Below are 15,242 nucleotides of genomic sequence, written 5' to 3'. Positions count from 1 at the left end.
GTTTCGTCGTTCCTGAGACCCTTGGGGCTCCCCTTACCTCAAACAAGTCCTTTGATGAACTCAAAGTTCAAGTGTTAACGTGTTCGACATGAAGACAGCAGCCGCACCCCGCATCGCCATGAGCGTCCCGCTCGTGGCGCGGCTGCATGTCGATCTCTGCCGCTGCGTGTCCGCGGCCTGTTGCCGCGTCTGAACCACCGAACAGACCCACAGCAGACCCCCGAACAGACCCACAGCAGCGGTGCCCGCCGGCCCTTCGCGGTCGCCGCTCCTCACGTCCCCCGTCTTTACCCGGAGTGTGTCCGTGTCCGCGAATTCCGCGTCCCCCACCGGCGAGCCCCGATCCGGCTACCGGATACCGAAGTTCCTGAAGCTGCCCTTCTGGGCCCAGATCCTCGGCGGTCTGGTCCTCGGCGTGCTGCTCGGCTGGCTGGCCCGCAGCCAGGACATCGGCTGGCTGGTCACCACCCTCTCGAAGGTCGGCGACACCTTCATCGGCCTGCTGAAGCTGGCCGTCGCCCCGCTGGTGTTCTTCGCCATCCTGATCTCGATCACCAACCTGCGTAAGGTCAACAACGCCGCCAGGCTCGCGACCCGCACGCTCCTCTGGTTCATGATCACGTCGCTGATCGCGGTCGCCATCGGCCTCGTCATCGGCCTGGTCACCAACCCGGGCGCCGGTACGGGCCTGACCCCGAAGGACGGCGCCAAGCCCGAGCGCGAGGGCTCCTGGATCGACTTCCTCACCGGGATCATCCCGACCGACGTCATCACGCCGTTCACCCAGCTGAACGTCCTGCAGATCGTCTTCATGGCCGCCGTCGCCGGCGTCGCCGTCCTGAAGATCGGCGACGCGAAGGCCAAGCCGATCCTCGACCTCAGCGAGGCCGTGCTCGCGCTGCTGCAGACGGCTCTGTGGTGGGTCATCAAGCTGTCCCCGATCGGCACCATCGGCCTCATCGGCTTCGCCATCGCCGACTACGGCTGGAACCTGATCAGCAAGTACGCGACGTTCACCGCCGACATCTACATCGGCTGCGCCCTGGTCCTCTTCGGCGTCTACCCGCTGCTGCTCGCCTTCGTGGCCAAGGTCAACCCGCTGCAGTTCTTCAAGGGCGCCTGGCCCGCCATCCAGCTGGCCTTCGTCTCGCGCTCCTCGGTCGGCACCATGCCGGTCACCCAGAAGGTCACCGAGCGTCTCGGCGTACCGAAGGAGTACACGTCCTTCGCGGTGCCCTTCGGCGCCACCACCAAGATGGACGGCTGCGCCGCGATCTACCCGGCGATCGCCGCGATCTTCGTCGCGCAGATCTTCGACGTGCACATGGGCATCAAGGAGTACCTGCTCATCGCGTTCGTGTCCGTGGTCGGCTCCGCCGCCACGGCCGGTCTGACGGGCGCCACGGTCATGCTGACCCTGACCCTGTCCACGCTGGGCCTGCCCATGGAGGGCGTCGGACTGCTGCTCGCCATCGACCCCGTCCTGGACATGATGCGCACGGCCACGAACGTCGCCGGCCAGGCGCTCGTCCCGGTCGTCGTCGCGGCCCGCGAGAACATCCTCGACAAGGAGGCGTACGACAGCGCGTCGGCCTCCCCGCTGGACTCGCTCGACGAGCCGCTGCCCGCCACCGCGTGACCCCGGCCCCATAGCGCCATCGGGCCGAAACCGTGCCCCGCACCGGAAATCCGGTGCGGGGCACGGTCGTTGCGGGTAGGGCTGGGGGCGGTGCGCCGCGGTGGCCTCAGGGTGACCTCCGGGCGTCGGGGAGGGCCGCCGTAGGCTGATCCGTGGACGGATGGTGCGGGAGGCGGGGGCCGGGGTGTCGGATGTGAAGGTCGTGAGAGCCGTGAAGGCCGTGCAGGCTGCGAAGAACGGGGGCAAGCCGGTGCGGCAGAAACGGATGCCGCGGGCCGTGCGGGAGCGGCAGATGCTCGACGCGGCCGTGCACACGTTCGGGCAGCGGGGCTACCGCGCCGCTTCCATGGACGAGATCGCCGAGCTTGCCGGGGTCTCCAAGCCGCTGGTGTACCTGTATCTGAACTCCAAGGAAGACCTGTTCACCGCCTGCATCCGGCGGGAGGCCGCCGCCCTCATCGAGGCCGTCCGGCACGCCGTCACCCCGGGCGACCCCGCCGACCGCCAACTCTGGGACGGGCTGCGGGCGTTCTTCACCCACACCGCCGAACACCCCGACGCCTGGGCCGTCCTGCACAGCCAGGCCCGCACGGTCGGCGAGCCCTTCGCCGCCGAGGTCAACGTCATGCGCGAGGAGATCGTCGCCTTCGTGACGCAGCTCATCGCGGAGGCCGCCCGCGCCGCCCACCACAACCCCTCCCTGCCCGACCGCGAGGTCGCGGGCCTCGCCCAGGCCCTCGTCGGCGCCGCCGAGTCCCTCGCGGGCTGGGCCATCACCCAGCCGTCCGTGTCCGCGAACCAGGCCGCGGCGACGCTGATGAACTTCGCCTGGGCGGGTCTCGGCGATCTGATGGAGGGGCGGTTCTGGTCACCGACCCCGTGACATGGACCCGGCCCGTCGGCCCGCGCAGCTCGTACGCGGCGCCCTCGGCCGCGTACGTCACCGTGCCGGGCAGCAGCACCGGCGCCCTGAACTCGGCGGAGAGGCAAAGGGGTTCGTCGCCGCCGACGATGCCGCTGTGCTCCGCCACGCAGCGCGCGAACGTCCACATGCCGTGCGCGATGGCGCGCGGGAAGCCGAAGAGCCGTGCCGCGGCCGGGTGCAGGTGGATGGGGTTGCGGTCGCCGGAGACGGTGGCGTAGCGGCGGCCCAAATCGGCGGGGAGGTGCCACTCGGCGCGGGCGGGGAGCGGTGTGCCCGGCGTGTCCGTGGGGGTGCGGTGCGGGTGGTCGGCTGTCGTGCGGTGGCGGGAGAGGTAGGTGCTGTGGGACTCCCACACCGTCTCGCCGTCCACCGTCGCGCTGGTGGTGACCGTCACCTCGGTGCCGCGCCGGTGGGGTGCCAGGTTCCGGGCGTACGTGGTGAGTTCCAGGTCCTCGGCGGGCAGCGGGGCGCGGTGCTGGACGATCTCCACGGACGTGTGGACGAGGCCGAGCAGGGGGAGCGGGAAGTCGCGGGCCGCCATCAGGCGCATGGTCTGGGGGAAAGCGAGGAGGTGCGGATAGGTGGGCGGTAAGGGGTCGCCGCCGGTCGGGCCGTCACCGTCCGTGCTTCTGCCCGTGCCCGTGCTCGCGCCCTGTCCGGCGGCGAAGCCGCAGAGCCGTTCGTACGCCACCAGGTGGTCGATGTCGGTCCGGACGCGGGCTGTCGTGGGGCCCGGCAGCGGTGCGTCCGGGCGGGGCCGCTTGAACGGGGACAGGGCCGCTCCCCGGAGCAGGGTGAGCGCGAGCGTGGCCATGACGGGACCCTTCTTGTCGCTGGGAGTCGGGCGCGGCCCGGGGGTGCGCGGGGCGGCCGGGTGCCCCGAGGGCTACGCGCCGAGCAGGCTCTGGCCGCAGACCCGGATGACCTGGCCGTTCACCGCGCCGGTCGCCAGCCACGCCGTGGTCTCCGCGACGTCGACGGGGAGCCCGCCCTGGGCCAGGGAGTTCATGCGGCGGCCCGCCTGGCGGATGAGCAGCGGGACGGCCGCGGTCATGCGGGTCTCGATGAAGCCGGGCGCGACCGCGTTCACCGTCACGCCGTACTCCGCCAGGGCGCGGGGTGCCAGGGAGCGGACGAAGCCGACGATGCCCGCCTTGCTCGCCGCGTAGTTGGTCTGTCCCGCGTTGCCCGCGAGGCCCGCTATGGACGCCGTGGCCACGATCCGGCCGCCGCGCCGCACCGTGCCGGACTTCAGCAGGAAGTCCGTCGTGCGCAGCACGCTCGCGAGGTTCACGTCGAGGACCGAACTCCAGCGGTCCGCCGCCATGTTGGCGAGCCTGCGGTCCCGGGTGACGCCCGCGTTGTGCACGAGGACGCCGAGGCCGTCCGGAAGAGCGGCGGCGATCCGCTCACCGGCGTCGTCCGCGGTGATGTCGAGGGGCAGCGCGGTGCCGCCGACGCGCTCGGCGACGCGGCACAGGTCCGGTTCGGCGGCCGGTACGTCGAGGACGACGACGTGGGCGCCGTCGCGGGCCAGGACCTCCGCCACGGCCGTGCCGATGCCGCGTGCGGAGCCGGTGACGAGGGCGGTGCGGCCCGCCAACGGGCGTGCGGGGTGCGGGAGTTGGATGACGGTGCCCGGCGGTGCGTCGGCGTCCGGGGCGGGCGCCGTGTCCTGCGCGCCCCCGCCGCACTCCGCCTCGCCGGTGTCGTCCGCGTACTCCGACAGCCCCCCGACCTCGACCACCTGCCCGCTCACGTACGCCGACTTCGGTGACAGCAGGAAGCGCAGCGTCGCCTCGGCGGCGGGCGCCGACGGGGTGCGGACGAGCTGGGCCGTCCTGCCCCCGCCCAGCTCCTTGCCGAGGGAGCGGACGAAGCCTTCCAGGGCCTGCTGCGCCGCCGCCTGGTGGTGGTCGGCGGGGGAGAGGGGCGCGCCCAGGATCACCACGCGCCCGCAGGGGGCTATGGAGCGGACGACGGGGTGCAGCGTGGCGTGCACGTCCATGAGCGCGGCAACCGTGCGGACGCCGGTCGCGTCCAGTACGACGGCGGCCGGGCGGCGGCTGCCGAGCGGGCCGCTGTGCGGGGGCAGGCCGGTGCGGGTGAGGCTCTCGTGCAGGCCGGGGAGCGGGATGTCGCCCGCGGTGAGGAGCAGCACCGGGCCTTCGAGCGCCGGGTGCCGGGGCGACCAGCGGCGCAGCGGGACCGGCTGGGGCAGGCCGAGTCTGCGGGTCAGGAAGCGGCCGGGGGCGGTGTGGGTGAAGGTCGCGTAGCGGTCGGCCATGGGGCAAGCTCCCGGCTCGGTGCTGGATCTGGTGCGCGGTCCTGCGCGCGTGGTCCCGCATGCGCGGTCCTGCGTGCGCGATGCTGAATTTACTTCCGAGTAAGGTTACTTGGGGGTCAGGGGGCTGGTCGAGGGGGCGGCCGGTGCCTGATCGAGGTGGTGAGAGGGCTCGTACCGGCGTGTTTCCGGGGCGGGCGCCGGGTCCGGACGAGCCGTCGACGGTCACGGAGCGTGACTGGGCTGAACGGGCGGAGTGGGCCGGGGGCACCTAAGGTGACCGGAGGGGAACCGCACCTCTTGGAGGTCGCCGTGCGCAGCACACCCGCGCTCACCGCCGTCGCAGCCCTGGCTCTGGCCGTCGCCGGCCTGCCCGCGGCGGCCGACCCGTCCGGGCCCGCGCGGCCGGACCTGAAGCGCTTCTACACCCAGAAGATCAAGTGGGCGGCCTGCAAGCCCGACGCGCAGAACCTGTCGGAGGACGTGACCAAGGACAAGGACGTGACCTGCGGCGAGGTCAAGGTCCCGCTCGACTACGCCCACCCCGGCCGCGGCACCATCCGCCTCGCCCTTCTGAAGATCAAGTCCAGCGGCGACAAGCGCGGCTCGCTCCTGGTGAACTTCGGCGGCCCCGGCGGGGCGGGCGTGGCGGGGCTCGCGGACGCCAAGAAGGACTTCGGCTACGTCGGCAAGGGCTATGACGTCGTGGGCTTCGACCCGCGCGGCGTGGGCCTGAGCGAGCCGGTGAGCTGCGGCGGGGACCCGGAGCCCGGCGACGACGTGGAGGGCCCCGGCGACGCGGCGGCGATCCTGAAGCAACTGCGCGAGACGGCCGCGGAGTGCGCGAAGGAGTCCGGCCCCGTGCTGCCGCACATCGGCACCGTGAACGTCTCCCGCGACCTGGACGTCATGCGCCAGGCCCTCGGCGACAAGAAGCTCAACTACCTGGGTTTCTCGTACGGGACGCGGCTCGGCGCGGTGTACACGGCGCAGTTCCCGAAGAAGGTCGGCCGGATGGTCCTCGACGGCGTGGACACGCTGACCGAGGACGTGGCCGAGCAGGCCCTGGTCGGCGCGGAGGGACGGCAGACCGCCCTGGACAACTTCCTGCTGTGGTGCACGAAGAACGCGGGCTGTGTGTTCGGCGAGGACTCGCGCAACGCCCGGCACGCCATGACCAAGCTCATCGACGACCTCGACGCGTATCCGCTGCGGGCCATGGACGGCCAGGAGTTCACCGGCCAGGACGTGGTGAGCGTGCTCGGCAGCGCGCTCTACAGCAGGCAGGCCTGGCCCGCCCTGTCCCAGGCGCTCGGCGCGCTGCTCGCGGACGGCGACCCGCGCGCGCTCCTTCGGATGGGCGGCTCGATGGGCGACGAGCGGGCTCCCGGCGGGCGTACGGAGATCCCCGCGGACAACTCCTCCGCCGCGCTCATGGCCGTCAACTGCGCGGACGACCCCGACCGGCCGGACGCCAAGCGCGTCGAGCGGGAAGTCGGCCGTCTGGAGGAGGAGTTCGAACAGGCGTCGCCCGTCTTCGGCAAGTCGATGCTGCTGCCCGTGCTGCTGTGCTTCGGGCGGCCCGCGGGCACGGACTACATCCGCAAGGACGTGCGCGACGTCGACACCCCGAAGTTCCTGCTCGTCGGCACCCGCGGCGACCCGGCCACGCCGTACCGCTGGACCGTGGAGACCGCCGAGCGGCTCGGCTCCTCCGCCGTCGTCCTCGACAACAGGGGCGACGGGCACACCGGTTACTTCGGCTCGAAGTGCGTGAAGGACAAGGTGGACGCGTTCCTGCTGTACAAGCAGATGCCGAAGAACGGGAGTTCGTGCGCGGCGGAGTGACCGGGGGCGACCGGGCGCGGGGGCGGGTGCCGGTGCGGCTAGGGGCGCGGCGGTGTCGTGCGGGCCGCCGGGTCCAGGCGCAGCATCGCCGCCTCGTCCGCGCTGTCCGGCTCCGCCTGGTAGGTCACCAGGCGCTGCCCGCCCGTCCTCGCCAGGCGCATCACCTCGTACGTGAGGGACATCGCCCCCGCCTTGGGGTGTGCGAACGACTTCATGCCGCCGCCGCGCTCCCGCACCTCGTACCGGTCCCACATGCGGGCGAACTCCGGTGACTTCAGGCAGAGTTCGCCGACCAGGGCGGCCAACTGCGGCGAGTCCGGGTCGCGCCCGCCGACCGCGCGCAGGTGCGCCACCGACTTGGCGACGGTCTCCTCCCAGGGCACGTACAGCTCGCGGCCCACGGGGTGCAGGAACATATAGCGGGTGATGTTGCGCTGCTCGGCGGGCCAGTCGAAGAGGCCCGGCATCAGACGGCGGCCCGGGGTGTTCGCGGCGAGCAGGTAGTTGTGCGGGCTCACCACGTACGCGGGCAGCGGGCGCAGGGCGTCCAGCATCCGTACGACGGAGTCGCGCACCGTGAACTCGGTGGTCGGCGGCGGTTCGCTGAGACGGCCCGAGGCCAGCTCGGCCAGCTCGTGCAGGCGCTCGTGGGCGTCGCCGCACAGCCGCAGGGCGCGGGCCAGGGAATCGATCACGGCCGGTGAGGGGTTGGTCTCGCGGCCCCGCTCCAGGCGTGTGTAGTAGTCGACGCTCACCCCGGCGAGCGTCGCCAGCTCCTCGCGGCGCAGCCCCGGCGTGCGGCGCAGGCCCGTCCCGGCGGGGAGGCCCGCCTCCGCGGGGCTGACCTGGGCACGCCGGGCGCGCAGGTAGCGGCCGAGCTCGGTGCCGTTTCTCTCCGGGGCAGTGCCGTACGTCATGGGTCCAGTGTCCGTGAGACGGCGGAGAAGTGGGGGGCCGTGTCAGGGCCAGGAACGCCGCGGTCTGCCGGGGCGCGCGCCGTCGGCGGAGGGTGGAGGCGGCCCACCCGGCCGTTCCCCGTACCTCCGGCACGCCCCCTCGTAGCGCTGCGTGCCCCTCCCGTACCCAGGAGATTCCGCATGTCGTCCACTGTCCCCTGCGCGGAGCGGAGTGCCGCGCCCGCGGAGCAGGCGCTGACCCCGGCGCCGAACGCGCCCGCGTCCCCGGCGCTGAAACGGTCCGCGCCCCCTGCGCCGAACCCGTCCGCGTCCCCGGCGCAGCACCCGGCACCCACCCGCCCCGCCCTCGCCCTCGTCGCCGCCCTGCTCGGCTTCACCGTCATCACGATCGACGTGTCGGCGGTGAACATCGCGCTGCCCGGCATCCGGGCCGACCTGCACGGCGGGATGACCGGGTTGCAGTGGGTCGTGGACGCGTACACGCTGATGTTCGCGGCGCTGATGATCTCCGCGGGGGCGCTCTCGGACCGGGCGGGGGCGCGGCGCGCCTACGCCTGGGGGACGGCCCTGTTCGCGCTCGCCTCGCTGGCCTGCGCGCTCGCGCCCGGCATCGGGTGGCTGATCGCGGCCAGGGTGGCGCAGGGCGCGGCCGCGGCGGTCGTCATGCCCGCCTCGCTCGCGCTGATCCGGCAGGCGTACGACGATCCGGGGCGCCGGGCCCGCGCGATCGCGCTGTGGACGGTCGGCGGCTCGGTCGCGATGGCCGCGGGGCCCGTGCTCGGCGGGGTGCTGTCCGAGACGGTGGGCTGGCGCGCGGTGTTCCTCCTGAACCTGCCGGTGGGCGCGCTGATCCTGGCGCTGCTCGCCCGGGTCGCGCCGTCCCCGCGCCGCCCGGCGCCGCTCGACGTACCCGGCCAGCTCACCGCCGTCCTGGCCCTCGCCGGACTCGCGTACGCGGTCATCGAGGGCGGCCACGCGGGCTGGACCGACCCCGGGGTGCTGGCCGCGGCGGCCGTCGCGGTGGCGGCGGGCGTGGGCTTCCGCGCCGCCGAACGCCGGCATCCCGCGCCGATGGTGCCGCTCTCGCTGCTGCGGCGGCGCGAGGTCGGGGTGTCGCTCGCGGTCGGCTTCGCGGTGAACGCGGGCTTCTACGGGGTGGTGTTCCTGCTCGGCCTGTACTGCCAGCAGCTCCTCGGCATGTCGGGCATCGCGACGGGCCTGATGTTCGTGCCGCTCGCCGCGCTCATCACGTCCACGAACCTGGTCTCGGCGCCGCTCGCCGACCGCGTCGGGCGCCGCGCGGTCATCGTCACAGGGCAACTGATCCTGTCCGGCGCCATGTTCGCGCTCCTCCCGCTCGGCGCGGGGACGCCGGTCTGGCTGGTCCTCGTCCTCCTCGTCCCGACCGGAATCGGCGGCGCCCTCGCCGTCCCCGCCCTCACCGCCCTCCTCATCGACGCCGTCCCCGCCCACCGCGCGGGCACGGCCTCCGGCCTCCTCAACTCCCTCCGCCAGACGGGCGGCGCGCTGTCGGTGGCCCTGTTCGGCGCGCTGATCGCCTCCGGCGAGGGGTTCGCGGTGACGGGGATGCGGGAGGGGCTCGTGGTGGTGGGCGCGCTGCTGGCGGGGACGGCGGGGGTGTCGTGGCGGCTGTTGGCGGGGGGTGCGGGGCGCTGAGGGCGGCGCCGCTCCTGGGGTGGGGCGGCGCCGGTACGGGCGGGGGCCGCACGAGGCGGATCTCCTCGGGGACGCCCCGCCCGTGGCGGAACGTCACGCGCCCCCGGTCGGGCTCCTCACCTCCCCGACCCCTGCCACAACGTCACGGCCAGTGCCGTGCACGACGTCACGGCCGCGAGGGACGGCAGCGGCCAGCGGGTGCGTTCCAGGGCGTCGAGGCGTTCCTCGTGCTCGCCGAGGGCCTTGTCGGTCTGGTCGGCGCGCTGGAGCAGGAGCGCCAAGTCGCCCCGGGTGGTGGCGAACCCCACGTCGACGGAGCGGTGCAGACGCTCCAGTTCCAGGGCGATGCCGTCGGTGTCAGAGTTGGTCATCCGTGGCCTCCGCACTCGCCCCGGACCGGCCCCGGCCCCCGTCCGCGTCCCGTAGCCAGGCCGGGAGCAGCCGTTCGACGGCGGGGGCGGACATCAGACGGCTGAGCGCCCCGGCGACGGCCACCGCCAGGGCGACGCCCGGGAGTTCGCGTACCGCCGGATCGTCCGCGAGCAGCGGCAACGCGGCGGCCAGGGCGAACAGGGTCTGCACCAGGGTGCGCAGGGAGCGACGGCCGGCGTCGGACATGGCGGCCCCCCTCACGTGCGCGGTACGCGCAGCCGGTCCCAGCTGGCGCGCCCGGGTATGCCGTCGGCGTCGCCGCCCGCGTAACCGAGCTTGCGCTGCCAGGCGGCGTACGACCGCACGTCGGCCTCGCTCCACTCGGGCCCCGGCCCCACGGCGTACCGCCCGCAGCCCTCGGCGACCAGGCGCCGTCCCACGGCCGTGACCAGCGCGCTGCGACGGCCGGGGACGAAGAAGGCGGCGCCGGGGAACGGGGCGTGAGCGGAACCGGGCTCGTCGGGACGCCCCGGAGGGCGCGACCCGAGGCGGCGCCCGATCCGAGCCCGCATCGCCGCCATCGAGAACGACGGGTCGATCTTGCGCCGGGTCCACTCCTTGTGGCCGATCACCGAGGCCTCGGACCACCCGTGCGCCCGGCACAGCGCCGCCGCGAGCCGTTCCACGGCGTCGAGCTGCGCGGCCGGGTAGGGGTCACGGCCGTTGCCCAGGTTCTCGATCTCGAAGCCGTAGAACCGGGCGTTGCCGTCGACGGCGTCCGGGCCCGGCCGCGCGGGCGGCGCCTGCTCGGCCCGCACGGCGGCGAGCGCGGCGGCGGAACCGTTCCCGGCGTGGTTCGTCCGGCCGTGGCCGAGCAGGTGGACGGTGCCGTCCTTGGTGACGAGGCCGAGGCAGAGCGGGCCCGGCAGGTCGGGCAGGCCGTGGCGGCAGGCGGAGAGGCTGTTGGTCCCGGCGGTGTGGTGCAGCATCACGCCGTGGACGGGGCCCCAGGGGCCTTTGTGGTTGCGGTTGTGGGTACGCCAGTTGGGGTGCTGCTGGGTGGTGGTTCCTTCCTGATGGAGGGCGGTGAGGAGGGTGGTGGAGGTGAGAGGGGTGGCCATGGGGTGCCTCCTTGGCTCACGTCGGTGTGGGCGGCCGCGCGGCGCGGTCCGTGCTCACTGCTCCCAGGGCGGCGGCAGCATGTGGTCGAGGTCCATGCCGTCGTCCCCGGCGCGCGCGTCCGGGTCGTCGATCGGGACAGGGGTGACGGGGCGCGGCTCGGGCGCGGCTGCTGTGAGCGCCCGGACGGCGCGCGGCGCGGCGGCGCCCCGGGGCGTGCCGGTGTCGACAGGGCCGTCCGGGGTGAGACCGGCGTCGACGGGGACGCCGTTGTAGGACGTGCCGCGCAAGGTGAGGGTCTGCTGCGGGACACCGCCGGCCGTGTGTGTGGTGCGCAGGCCGACGACCCAGGCCAGCGTGTTCAGTTCGGCGCCCGCACCGTCGACGACGCGGACGACGTCACCGAGCTGGATCCTCGGGTCGTGCAGGACCTCCACCGCGTCGAGCACGGGCACCGGGTAGCGACCGGCGTCCAGCACGGTGGAGGCAAGAGCCCGCGCGATGGTGGCGCTCTGCACCCACGGGGATTCCGGGGCGTGGTACTGCTGCTTGCCGTAGTGCCCGTGGCTCGGTGTGCTCCAGCGGGCCCACTTGCGCTTCTTGGGGTCGACCAGCCGCTGGATCGGAACGATGGACACCGAAGGCTTGCCGTCCTTGGTGACGGTCCACAGCGGTGTCGTACCGCGGTTGGTGAACCGGACGACGTACGACGGTCCCTCGCGCCAACTGCTGACCGTGACCTTGCCCTTGACCGAGCGCCCGCCGTCCTCCGCGTCGCCGAACCGGACCACGTGCCCCGCCTTCGGGTCGGCGTCGTCCACGACCTGCAGCGGGCCGATGTCGTTCTCCTCCTCCACCATCGCGTAGCTGACCTCGACGGGGACTCCGGGCATCAGTTTGCGCACGGAGGTGTCAAGGACGGGCTCGGCGTCCTTGTAGCCGGACTTCTTCCAGTCCTCGTAGGGCTGCACGCAGTAGTTGCGGCAGGCGTCGATCTCCTCGGTGACCGTGAGCGCGGCGATGTCCCTGCGGGTGGTCACCGTCAGATGGGGCTTCGTCGGCGCCTTCGCGAACCGGCCGGGGCCGCGCCACCGGAAGATCCCGCGCTCGTCGAACTCCGCTGTCGACATGCTCACGCGGGCGATCTCCGAGATGACGTCCCACTGCGACCCCGAGACCTTCGGCACGTCGAACAGCGGCAGTTCGGGCGTGTCCAGCTCCGCGCCCTTGACCCATTCGCCGCGCTGCTCCCACGCCGCCTGGGTGAAGGCGCTGGCCTTCGCCGCCACGCGGTCGGTGACCTGGACGCACTCGACAGCCATGTCGGTCGTCACGTCGACCTGCCGCAACTCGGACGGCTGCTGGGACGCGGCCGCCTCCGTGAACTCGATGTCGTCGCTGTCGATGTACTCACCGTCCGGCGCCGTCATCCGGATCTGCATCGTGGGGCGCGGGCTGGACGGCTTGGTCGTGACGAGCAGTCCCAGGTGCCAACGGCCCTTCAGCGCACCGAACTTCGTGGGGATGAAGGCCTGGCTCTCCGAGGTGCCGCCCAGCGTTCCCGACCGCATGGTCACGTACGACGTCTTGGCGTCGAACGCGACGGAGATCACCCCGAACTTCCCCGCGCTGCGGTCGAACAGCGCCGACAGGGTGATCGTGTCGCCGCGGGCGAGAGCCGTGTTGACCCAGCACTCCATCAGGAACACGCTGCCCGGCAGCACCATCCGCGAGCGCGGCATCCACGACGTCCTGAACCCCGGCTCGTTCGGCACCAGCGCCATCTCGAACGGCGCGCCCTCGCGCTCCCAGGTGTACGTGGTGGGGGCGGGCAGCGCCTCGGGCTGGCCGTACGTGGAGTTGAAGCCGCCGTGCAAGGAGGCGTAGATGATCGACAGGGGGGCCTTGTCCTCGTCGTCCGCGACGGGAGCGCGCGGCGGCGGGCAGCTGTGGATGCCGCCCTGGCGCAGGAGTTCGTCGACGCACCAGGTCGCGGTGGCGACGGGCTTGCCCCAGAGATAGCCGTGGTACGGGCGGGGCAGTGCGGCGGGACCGCGCAGCCGCTCCGCGCCGTCCAGCGCCTGCACGGTCACGGTGTCGCCGCCGGACGCGGCCGAGCGGGAGCGGACGGTGCCGCGGAAGGCGGGCAGGGTGTGGCCCGCCGCCCCCACGGTGTGGACGACGGACTGGCCGGGCCGGGTGACGTCGCCGGTGGCACGGTCCGCCCAGGCCGAGTACAGCCGCGGCGCGGGCACCCCGTCGTGTCCGCCGAGCTGGAGTTCCAGCTGCGCGGACGCGCTCCCGGAGAACGCCCGTACGGCCTCCGGCAGGTCGGTGGCGTACGCCCGCTCGACCGTCCAGGCCTGCACGTCCGGCCCCACCTCGCGCCCGCCGAGGCGGGTGGAGTGGGCCGGTTGGCGCTCGGGGGCCGCGAGCGCCGCGTCAAGGGCCGGGTCAGAGGGTTGCACGGGTCACCTCCACGAGGTCGATGCCGATGTTGCGGTACGGAAGGCGGGCGGCCGGCACGTCGGAATAGCCGGTGACGGACATCGCGGGGCAGCCGTCGCCGACCGCGAAGGCCTCGGGGGCCTCGCCGATGGACAGGCAGGCGCCGCCGAGCGGGATGACGCCGGTGCTGTTCAGCAGGCCCTGGGGCGTCACGAAGGCCGCGTCCACGGGAGCGGCGCCGGTGACCGAGATGTTGGTGCCGCTTGTCTCCCGCAGGGCCTGCCCATCGGCGTCCTTCCAGGCCAGGCGCGCGACGGCGTCCTGGCCCCAGCCCGGCGGAAGCAGCCAGGACACGCGCATGCCGGGGGCCACCGGCCAGCCGGGCCAGGTGCCGTGCACCCAGCCGACGACCGAGGGCACCGTTCCGCCCACCGCCCACCCCTCGCGGACGAACCGCTTGAAGGTCGGCTTGCCGCTCACCGCGAACCAGTGGTCCAGGCCGTCCGCCCGGCCGCTCTGCCCGGCGGCCTGCGCGGGGCCGAGCAGGTTGACGGAGACCGGGTCGAGCACGGCCACGGGGCCCGCCGCCCGGCCGGTCCGGCCGTCGGGGGCGCGGCGCGCGAGCCGCGCCAAGTGCTGCGCGTCCGCGGGCTCCAGGCCCTCGAAGGAGAACTTCAGCCTGCGCGTGGTGTGGAAGGGCGCGAAGGTCGTGACCTGGCCCTCAAGTGCCCTGAACTCACTGACGTTCAGCTCGGCGCCGCGGTCCCAGCTCTTGGCGGCCTGGGGGATCTCCCGGAGCAGTCCGGGGCTGCCGATCCAAAGATTCCTGGCCATACGGCTCACCTCCGTGCGAGCTTGCGCTGCCCGCTGAAGACGGCGCGGGCGATGGTCTGGGCGTCGACGTCCACGTGCACGGGGCGCTCGGCGAGCCGCTCCAGGGCCTCCGCGAGGCGGCGCAGCGCTGCGCCGCTGTTCTGGTTGCCGAGCATCCGCTCCAACCTGCTGAGCGGGATCACCGCCTCGCTCTCCCCGCGCTCCGCGACGAGCGCGAGCGTGCCGCCGGGCCGGGCCCGCACCACACCGCCCTCGGCGAGATGCGGCACCGGAATCCGCGGCAGATCGAACCCGAACCCCTTCCCGCCGAGCCCCGGCACCCACCCCGGCACCTTGAACTTGATCCGGTTCATGGCGCCGATGAGGACGTTGAGCCCGCGCACGAGCTGTACGACGGGGGAGCGGAAGGCGTTGACGACTCCTGCGAGCAGCGGCTTCAGGAACCGCGAGGCTCCCGACGAGGCACTCCTGATGCCGCTCCAGGCGGCGGAGACGCCCCGGCGGACGAGCCTCGCGACCTTGTCCATGTCGACGAACTTCGTGATCAGCGGGGCGAGCAGCGCCATCACGAGGCCGAACGGGTTCGCCGCCATCGCGAGGTTGAGCCCGCGCTGCGCGGCGGAGGCCCCTCTGGCCCCCTTCCCGAGCTGCCCCATGGACTTCCCGCCCCGGTCGGCGTTCCGCCCGGCCTTGCCGACGGACCGCTCGACGGCGTCGGCCTGCCGCTTCACGCCCTGCAACGCGCTCTTGGCCCGGTCGGCGGACCGGCGCATCCGGTCGAGCGACGACCTGAGCTTGTCGGACCCGCCCTTGGCCTTGTCGAACGCGCCGTCGGCGCCGCGCACGCCGGAGCGGAGCTTACGGACGGCGTCGTCGCCGCGGCCCGCCGTGGAGCGGAGCTTGCCGAGGGACTCGTCTCCTCGCCGCGCGCTGGTGCGGAGCTTGTCGAGGGCCTCGCTCCCGTTCTTCGCGGCGGTACGGAGCTTGCCGACGGAGGTACCGGCAGGACCGGCCGACTTCTTGATCCCGTCAACTGCCTTGGAGGCATCGCCCGTCGACGTACGAAGCCGGGTGAGGCCCGTCGCCGTCTGCCCCACGGATGTCCGCATGCGGTTGAGCTGGGTGACGGTCGTTCTGAGGGATGTGTTCAGTGCCATGAATGCTCCTCTCGGGACACGG

Annotated in this window: 13 protein-coding genes; 4 read left to right on the top strand and 9 right to left on the bottom strand. The window is 73.3% G+C overall.

Features of this window, described 5'->3' with window-relative positions; genetic code table 11:
- The first annotated feature begins 304 nt into the window (after positions 1 to 304).
- Positions 305 to 1,639 carry a dicarboxylate/amino acid:cation symporter gene (locus ACZ6BG_RS13795; protein WP_469000023.1) on the top strand — a complete coding sequence of 445 codons (1,335 nt, stop codon included), beginning with the start codon at positions 305 to 307 and terminating at the stop codon, positions 1,637 to 1,639.
- A 265-nt stretch (positions 1,640 to 1,904) separates the two neighbouring features.
- Complete coding sequence (locus ACZ6BG_RS13790; RefSeq protein ID WP_469000300.1) at positions 1,905 to 2,522, top strand: TetR/AcrR family transcriptional regulator; 618 nt, start codon at positions 1,905 to 1,907, stop codon at positions 2,520 to 2,522.
- Here the strand turns inward: ACZ6BG_RS13790 and ACZ6BG_RS13785 are convergent.
- Together ACZ6BG_RS13785 and ACZ6BG_RS13780 are read right to left on the bottom strand one after the other, a co-directional pair.
- Positions 2,413 to 3,378 carry a MaoC family dehydratase gene (locus tag ACZ6BG_RS13785; RefSeq protein WP_469000022.1) on the bottom strand — a complete coding sequence of 322 codons (966 nt, stop codon included), beginning with the start codon at positions 3,376 to 3,378 and terminating at the stop codon, positions 2,413 to 2,415. The two genes, ACZ6BG_RS13790 and ACZ6BG_RS13785, sit on opposite strands and share 110 nt — an antisense overlap.
- A gap of 72 nt (positions 3,379 to 3,450) precedes the next feature.
- A complete protein-coding gene (locus ACZ6BG_RS13780; protein ID WP_469000021.1) occupies positions 3,451 to 4,851 on the bottom strand; it encodes a 3-oxoacyl-ACP reductase in 1,401 nt (466 codons plus the stop codon).
- Positions 4,852 to 5,160: 309 nt separating this feature from the next.
- Between ACZ6BG_RS13780 and ACZ6BG_RS13775 the strand changes: the two genes are divergently transcribed.
- The gene (locus ACZ6BG_RS13775; protein ID WP_469000020.1) at positions 5,161 to 6,696 is read left to right on the top strand and encodes an alpha/beta hydrolase; all 1,536 of its coding nucleotides are present in this window, start codon (positions 5,161 to 5,163) and stop codon (positions 6,694 to 6,696) included.
- Between the two features lie 38 nt (positions 6,697 to 6,734).
- Here ACZ6BG_RS13775 and ACZ6BG_RS13770 read toward each other — a convergent pair whose 3' ends face one another.
- Positions 6,735 to 7,613: a helix-turn-helix transcriptional regulator gene (locus ACZ6BG_RS13770; protein ID WP_469000019.1), complete on the bottom strand. Its 879-nt coding sequence runs from the start codon at positions 7,611 to 7,613 to the stop codon at positions 6,735 to 6,737.
- Between the two features lie 180 nt (positions 7,614 to 7,793).
- On the opposite strand from ACZ6BG_RS13770, the gene ACZ6BG_RS13765 reads away from it, so the two are divergent.
- Positions 7,794 to 9,290 carry an MFS transporter gene (locus ACZ6BG_RS13765; RefSeq protein ID WP_469000018.1) on the top strand — a complete coding sequence of 499 codons (1,497 nt, stop codon included), beginning with the start codon at positions 7,794 to 7,796 and terminating at the stop codon, positions 9,288 to 9,290.
- Between the two features lie 116 nt (positions 9,291 to 9,406).
- On the opposite strand, the gene ACZ6BG_RS13760 is transcribed toward ACZ6BG_RS13765, so the two are convergent.
- The 6 genes from ACZ6BG_RS13760 to ACZ6BG_RS13735 are packed head-to-tail and all read right to left on the bottom strand — an operon-like array spanning position 9,407 to position 15,220.
- Complete coding sequence (locus tag ACZ6BG_RS13760; RefSeq protein ID WP_469000017.1) at positions 9,407 to 9,661, bottom strand: hypothetical protein; 255 nt, start codon at positions 9,659 to 9,661, stop codon at positions 9,407 to 9,409.
- On the bottom strand, positions 9,648 to 9,908 hold the full coding sequence (locus ACZ6BG_RS13755) for a hypothetical protein (RefSeq protein ID WP_469000016.1): 261 nt from the start codon (positions 9,906 to 9,908) through the stop codon (positions 9,648 to 9,650). The genes ACZ6BG_RS13760 and ACZ6BG_RS13755 overlap by 14 nt, the downstream gene beginning before the upstream one ends.
- 11 nt (positions 9,909 to 9,919) lie before the next feature.
- On the bottom strand, positions 9,920 to 10,783 hold the full coding sequence (locus tag ACZ6BG_RS13750) for a peptidoglycan-binding protein (protein WP_469000015.1): 864 nt from the start codon (positions 10,781 to 10,783) through the stop codon (positions 9,920 to 9,922).
- A 54-nt stretch (positions 10,784 to 10,837) separates the two neighbouring features.
- Positions 10,838 to 13,249, bottom strand: coding sequence for a hypothetical protein (locus ACZ6BG_RS13745; RefSeq protein ID WP_469000014.1), 2,412 nt, complete (start codon positions 13,247 to 13,249; stop codon positions 10,838 to 10,840).
- On the bottom strand, positions 13,236 to 14,063 hold the full coding sequence (locus ACZ6BG_RS13740) for a hypothetical protein (protein WP_469000013.1): 828 nt from the start codon (positions 14,061 to 14,063) through the stop codon (positions 13,236 to 13,238). The genes ACZ6BG_RS13745 and ACZ6BG_RS13740 overlap by 14 nt, the downstream gene beginning before the upstream one ends.
- Before the next feature lie 5 nt (positions 14,064 to 14,068).
- Entirely contained in the window at positions 14,069 to 15,220 is a 1,152-nt protein-coding gene (locus ACZ6BG_RS13735; protein WP_469000012.1) for a phage tail family protein, read from the bottom strand.
- Positions 15,221 to 15,242 lie beyond the last annotated feature (22 nt).

This window comes from Streptomyces sp. NPDC041205 (assembly GCF_055591765.1).
The sequence above is the reverse complement of the archived record's forward strand: the minus strand, read 5'-3'. Positions and strand labels throughout refer to the sequence as shown.

Bases quoted from the DNA above. Each gene is read 5' to 3' on its own strand.
- ACZ6BG_RS13750 (WP_469000015.1), bottom strand. From the start codon at position 10,783: ATGGCCACCCCTCTCACCTCCACCACCCTCCTCACCGCCCTCCATCAG.
- ACZ6BG_RS13735 (WP_469000012.1), bottom strand. From the start codon at position 15,220: ATGGCACTGAACACATCCCTCAGAACGACCGTCACCCAGCTCAACCGC.
- ACZ6BG_RS13755 (WP_469000016.1), bottom strand. From the start codon at position 9,908: ATGTCCGACGCCGGCCGTCGCTCCCTGCGCACCCTGGTGCAGACCCTG.
- ACZ6BG_RS13770 (WP_469000019.1), bottom strand. From the start codon at position 7,613: ATGACGTACGGCACTGCCCCGGAGAGAAACGGCACCGAGCTCGGCCGC.
- ACZ6BG_RS13785 (WP_469000022.1), bottom strand. From the start codon at position 3,378: ATGGCCACGCTCGCGCTCACCCTGCTCCGGGGAGCGGCCCTGTCCCCG.
- ACZ6BG_RS13740 (WP_469000013.1), bottom strand. From the start codon at position 14,063: ATGGCCAGGAATCTTTGGATCGGCAGCCCCGGACTGCTCCGGGAGATC.
- ACZ6BG_RS13765 (WP_469000018.1), top strand. From the start codon at position 7,794: ATGTCGTCCACTGTCCCCTGCGCGGAGCGGAGTGCCGCGCCCGCGGAG.
- ACZ6BG_RS13760 (WP_469000017.1), bottom strand. From the start codon at position 9,661: ATGACCAACTCTGACACCGACGGCATCGCCCTGGAACTGGAGCGTCTG.
- ACZ6BG_RS13780 (WP_469000021.1), bottom strand. From the start codon at position 4,851: ATGGCCGACCGCTACGCGACCTTCACCCACACCGCCCCCGGCCGCTTC.
- ACZ6BG_RS13790 (WP_469000300.1), top strand. From the start codon at position 1,905: ATGCCGCGGGCCGTGCGGGAGCGGCAGATGCTCGACGCGGCCGTGCAC.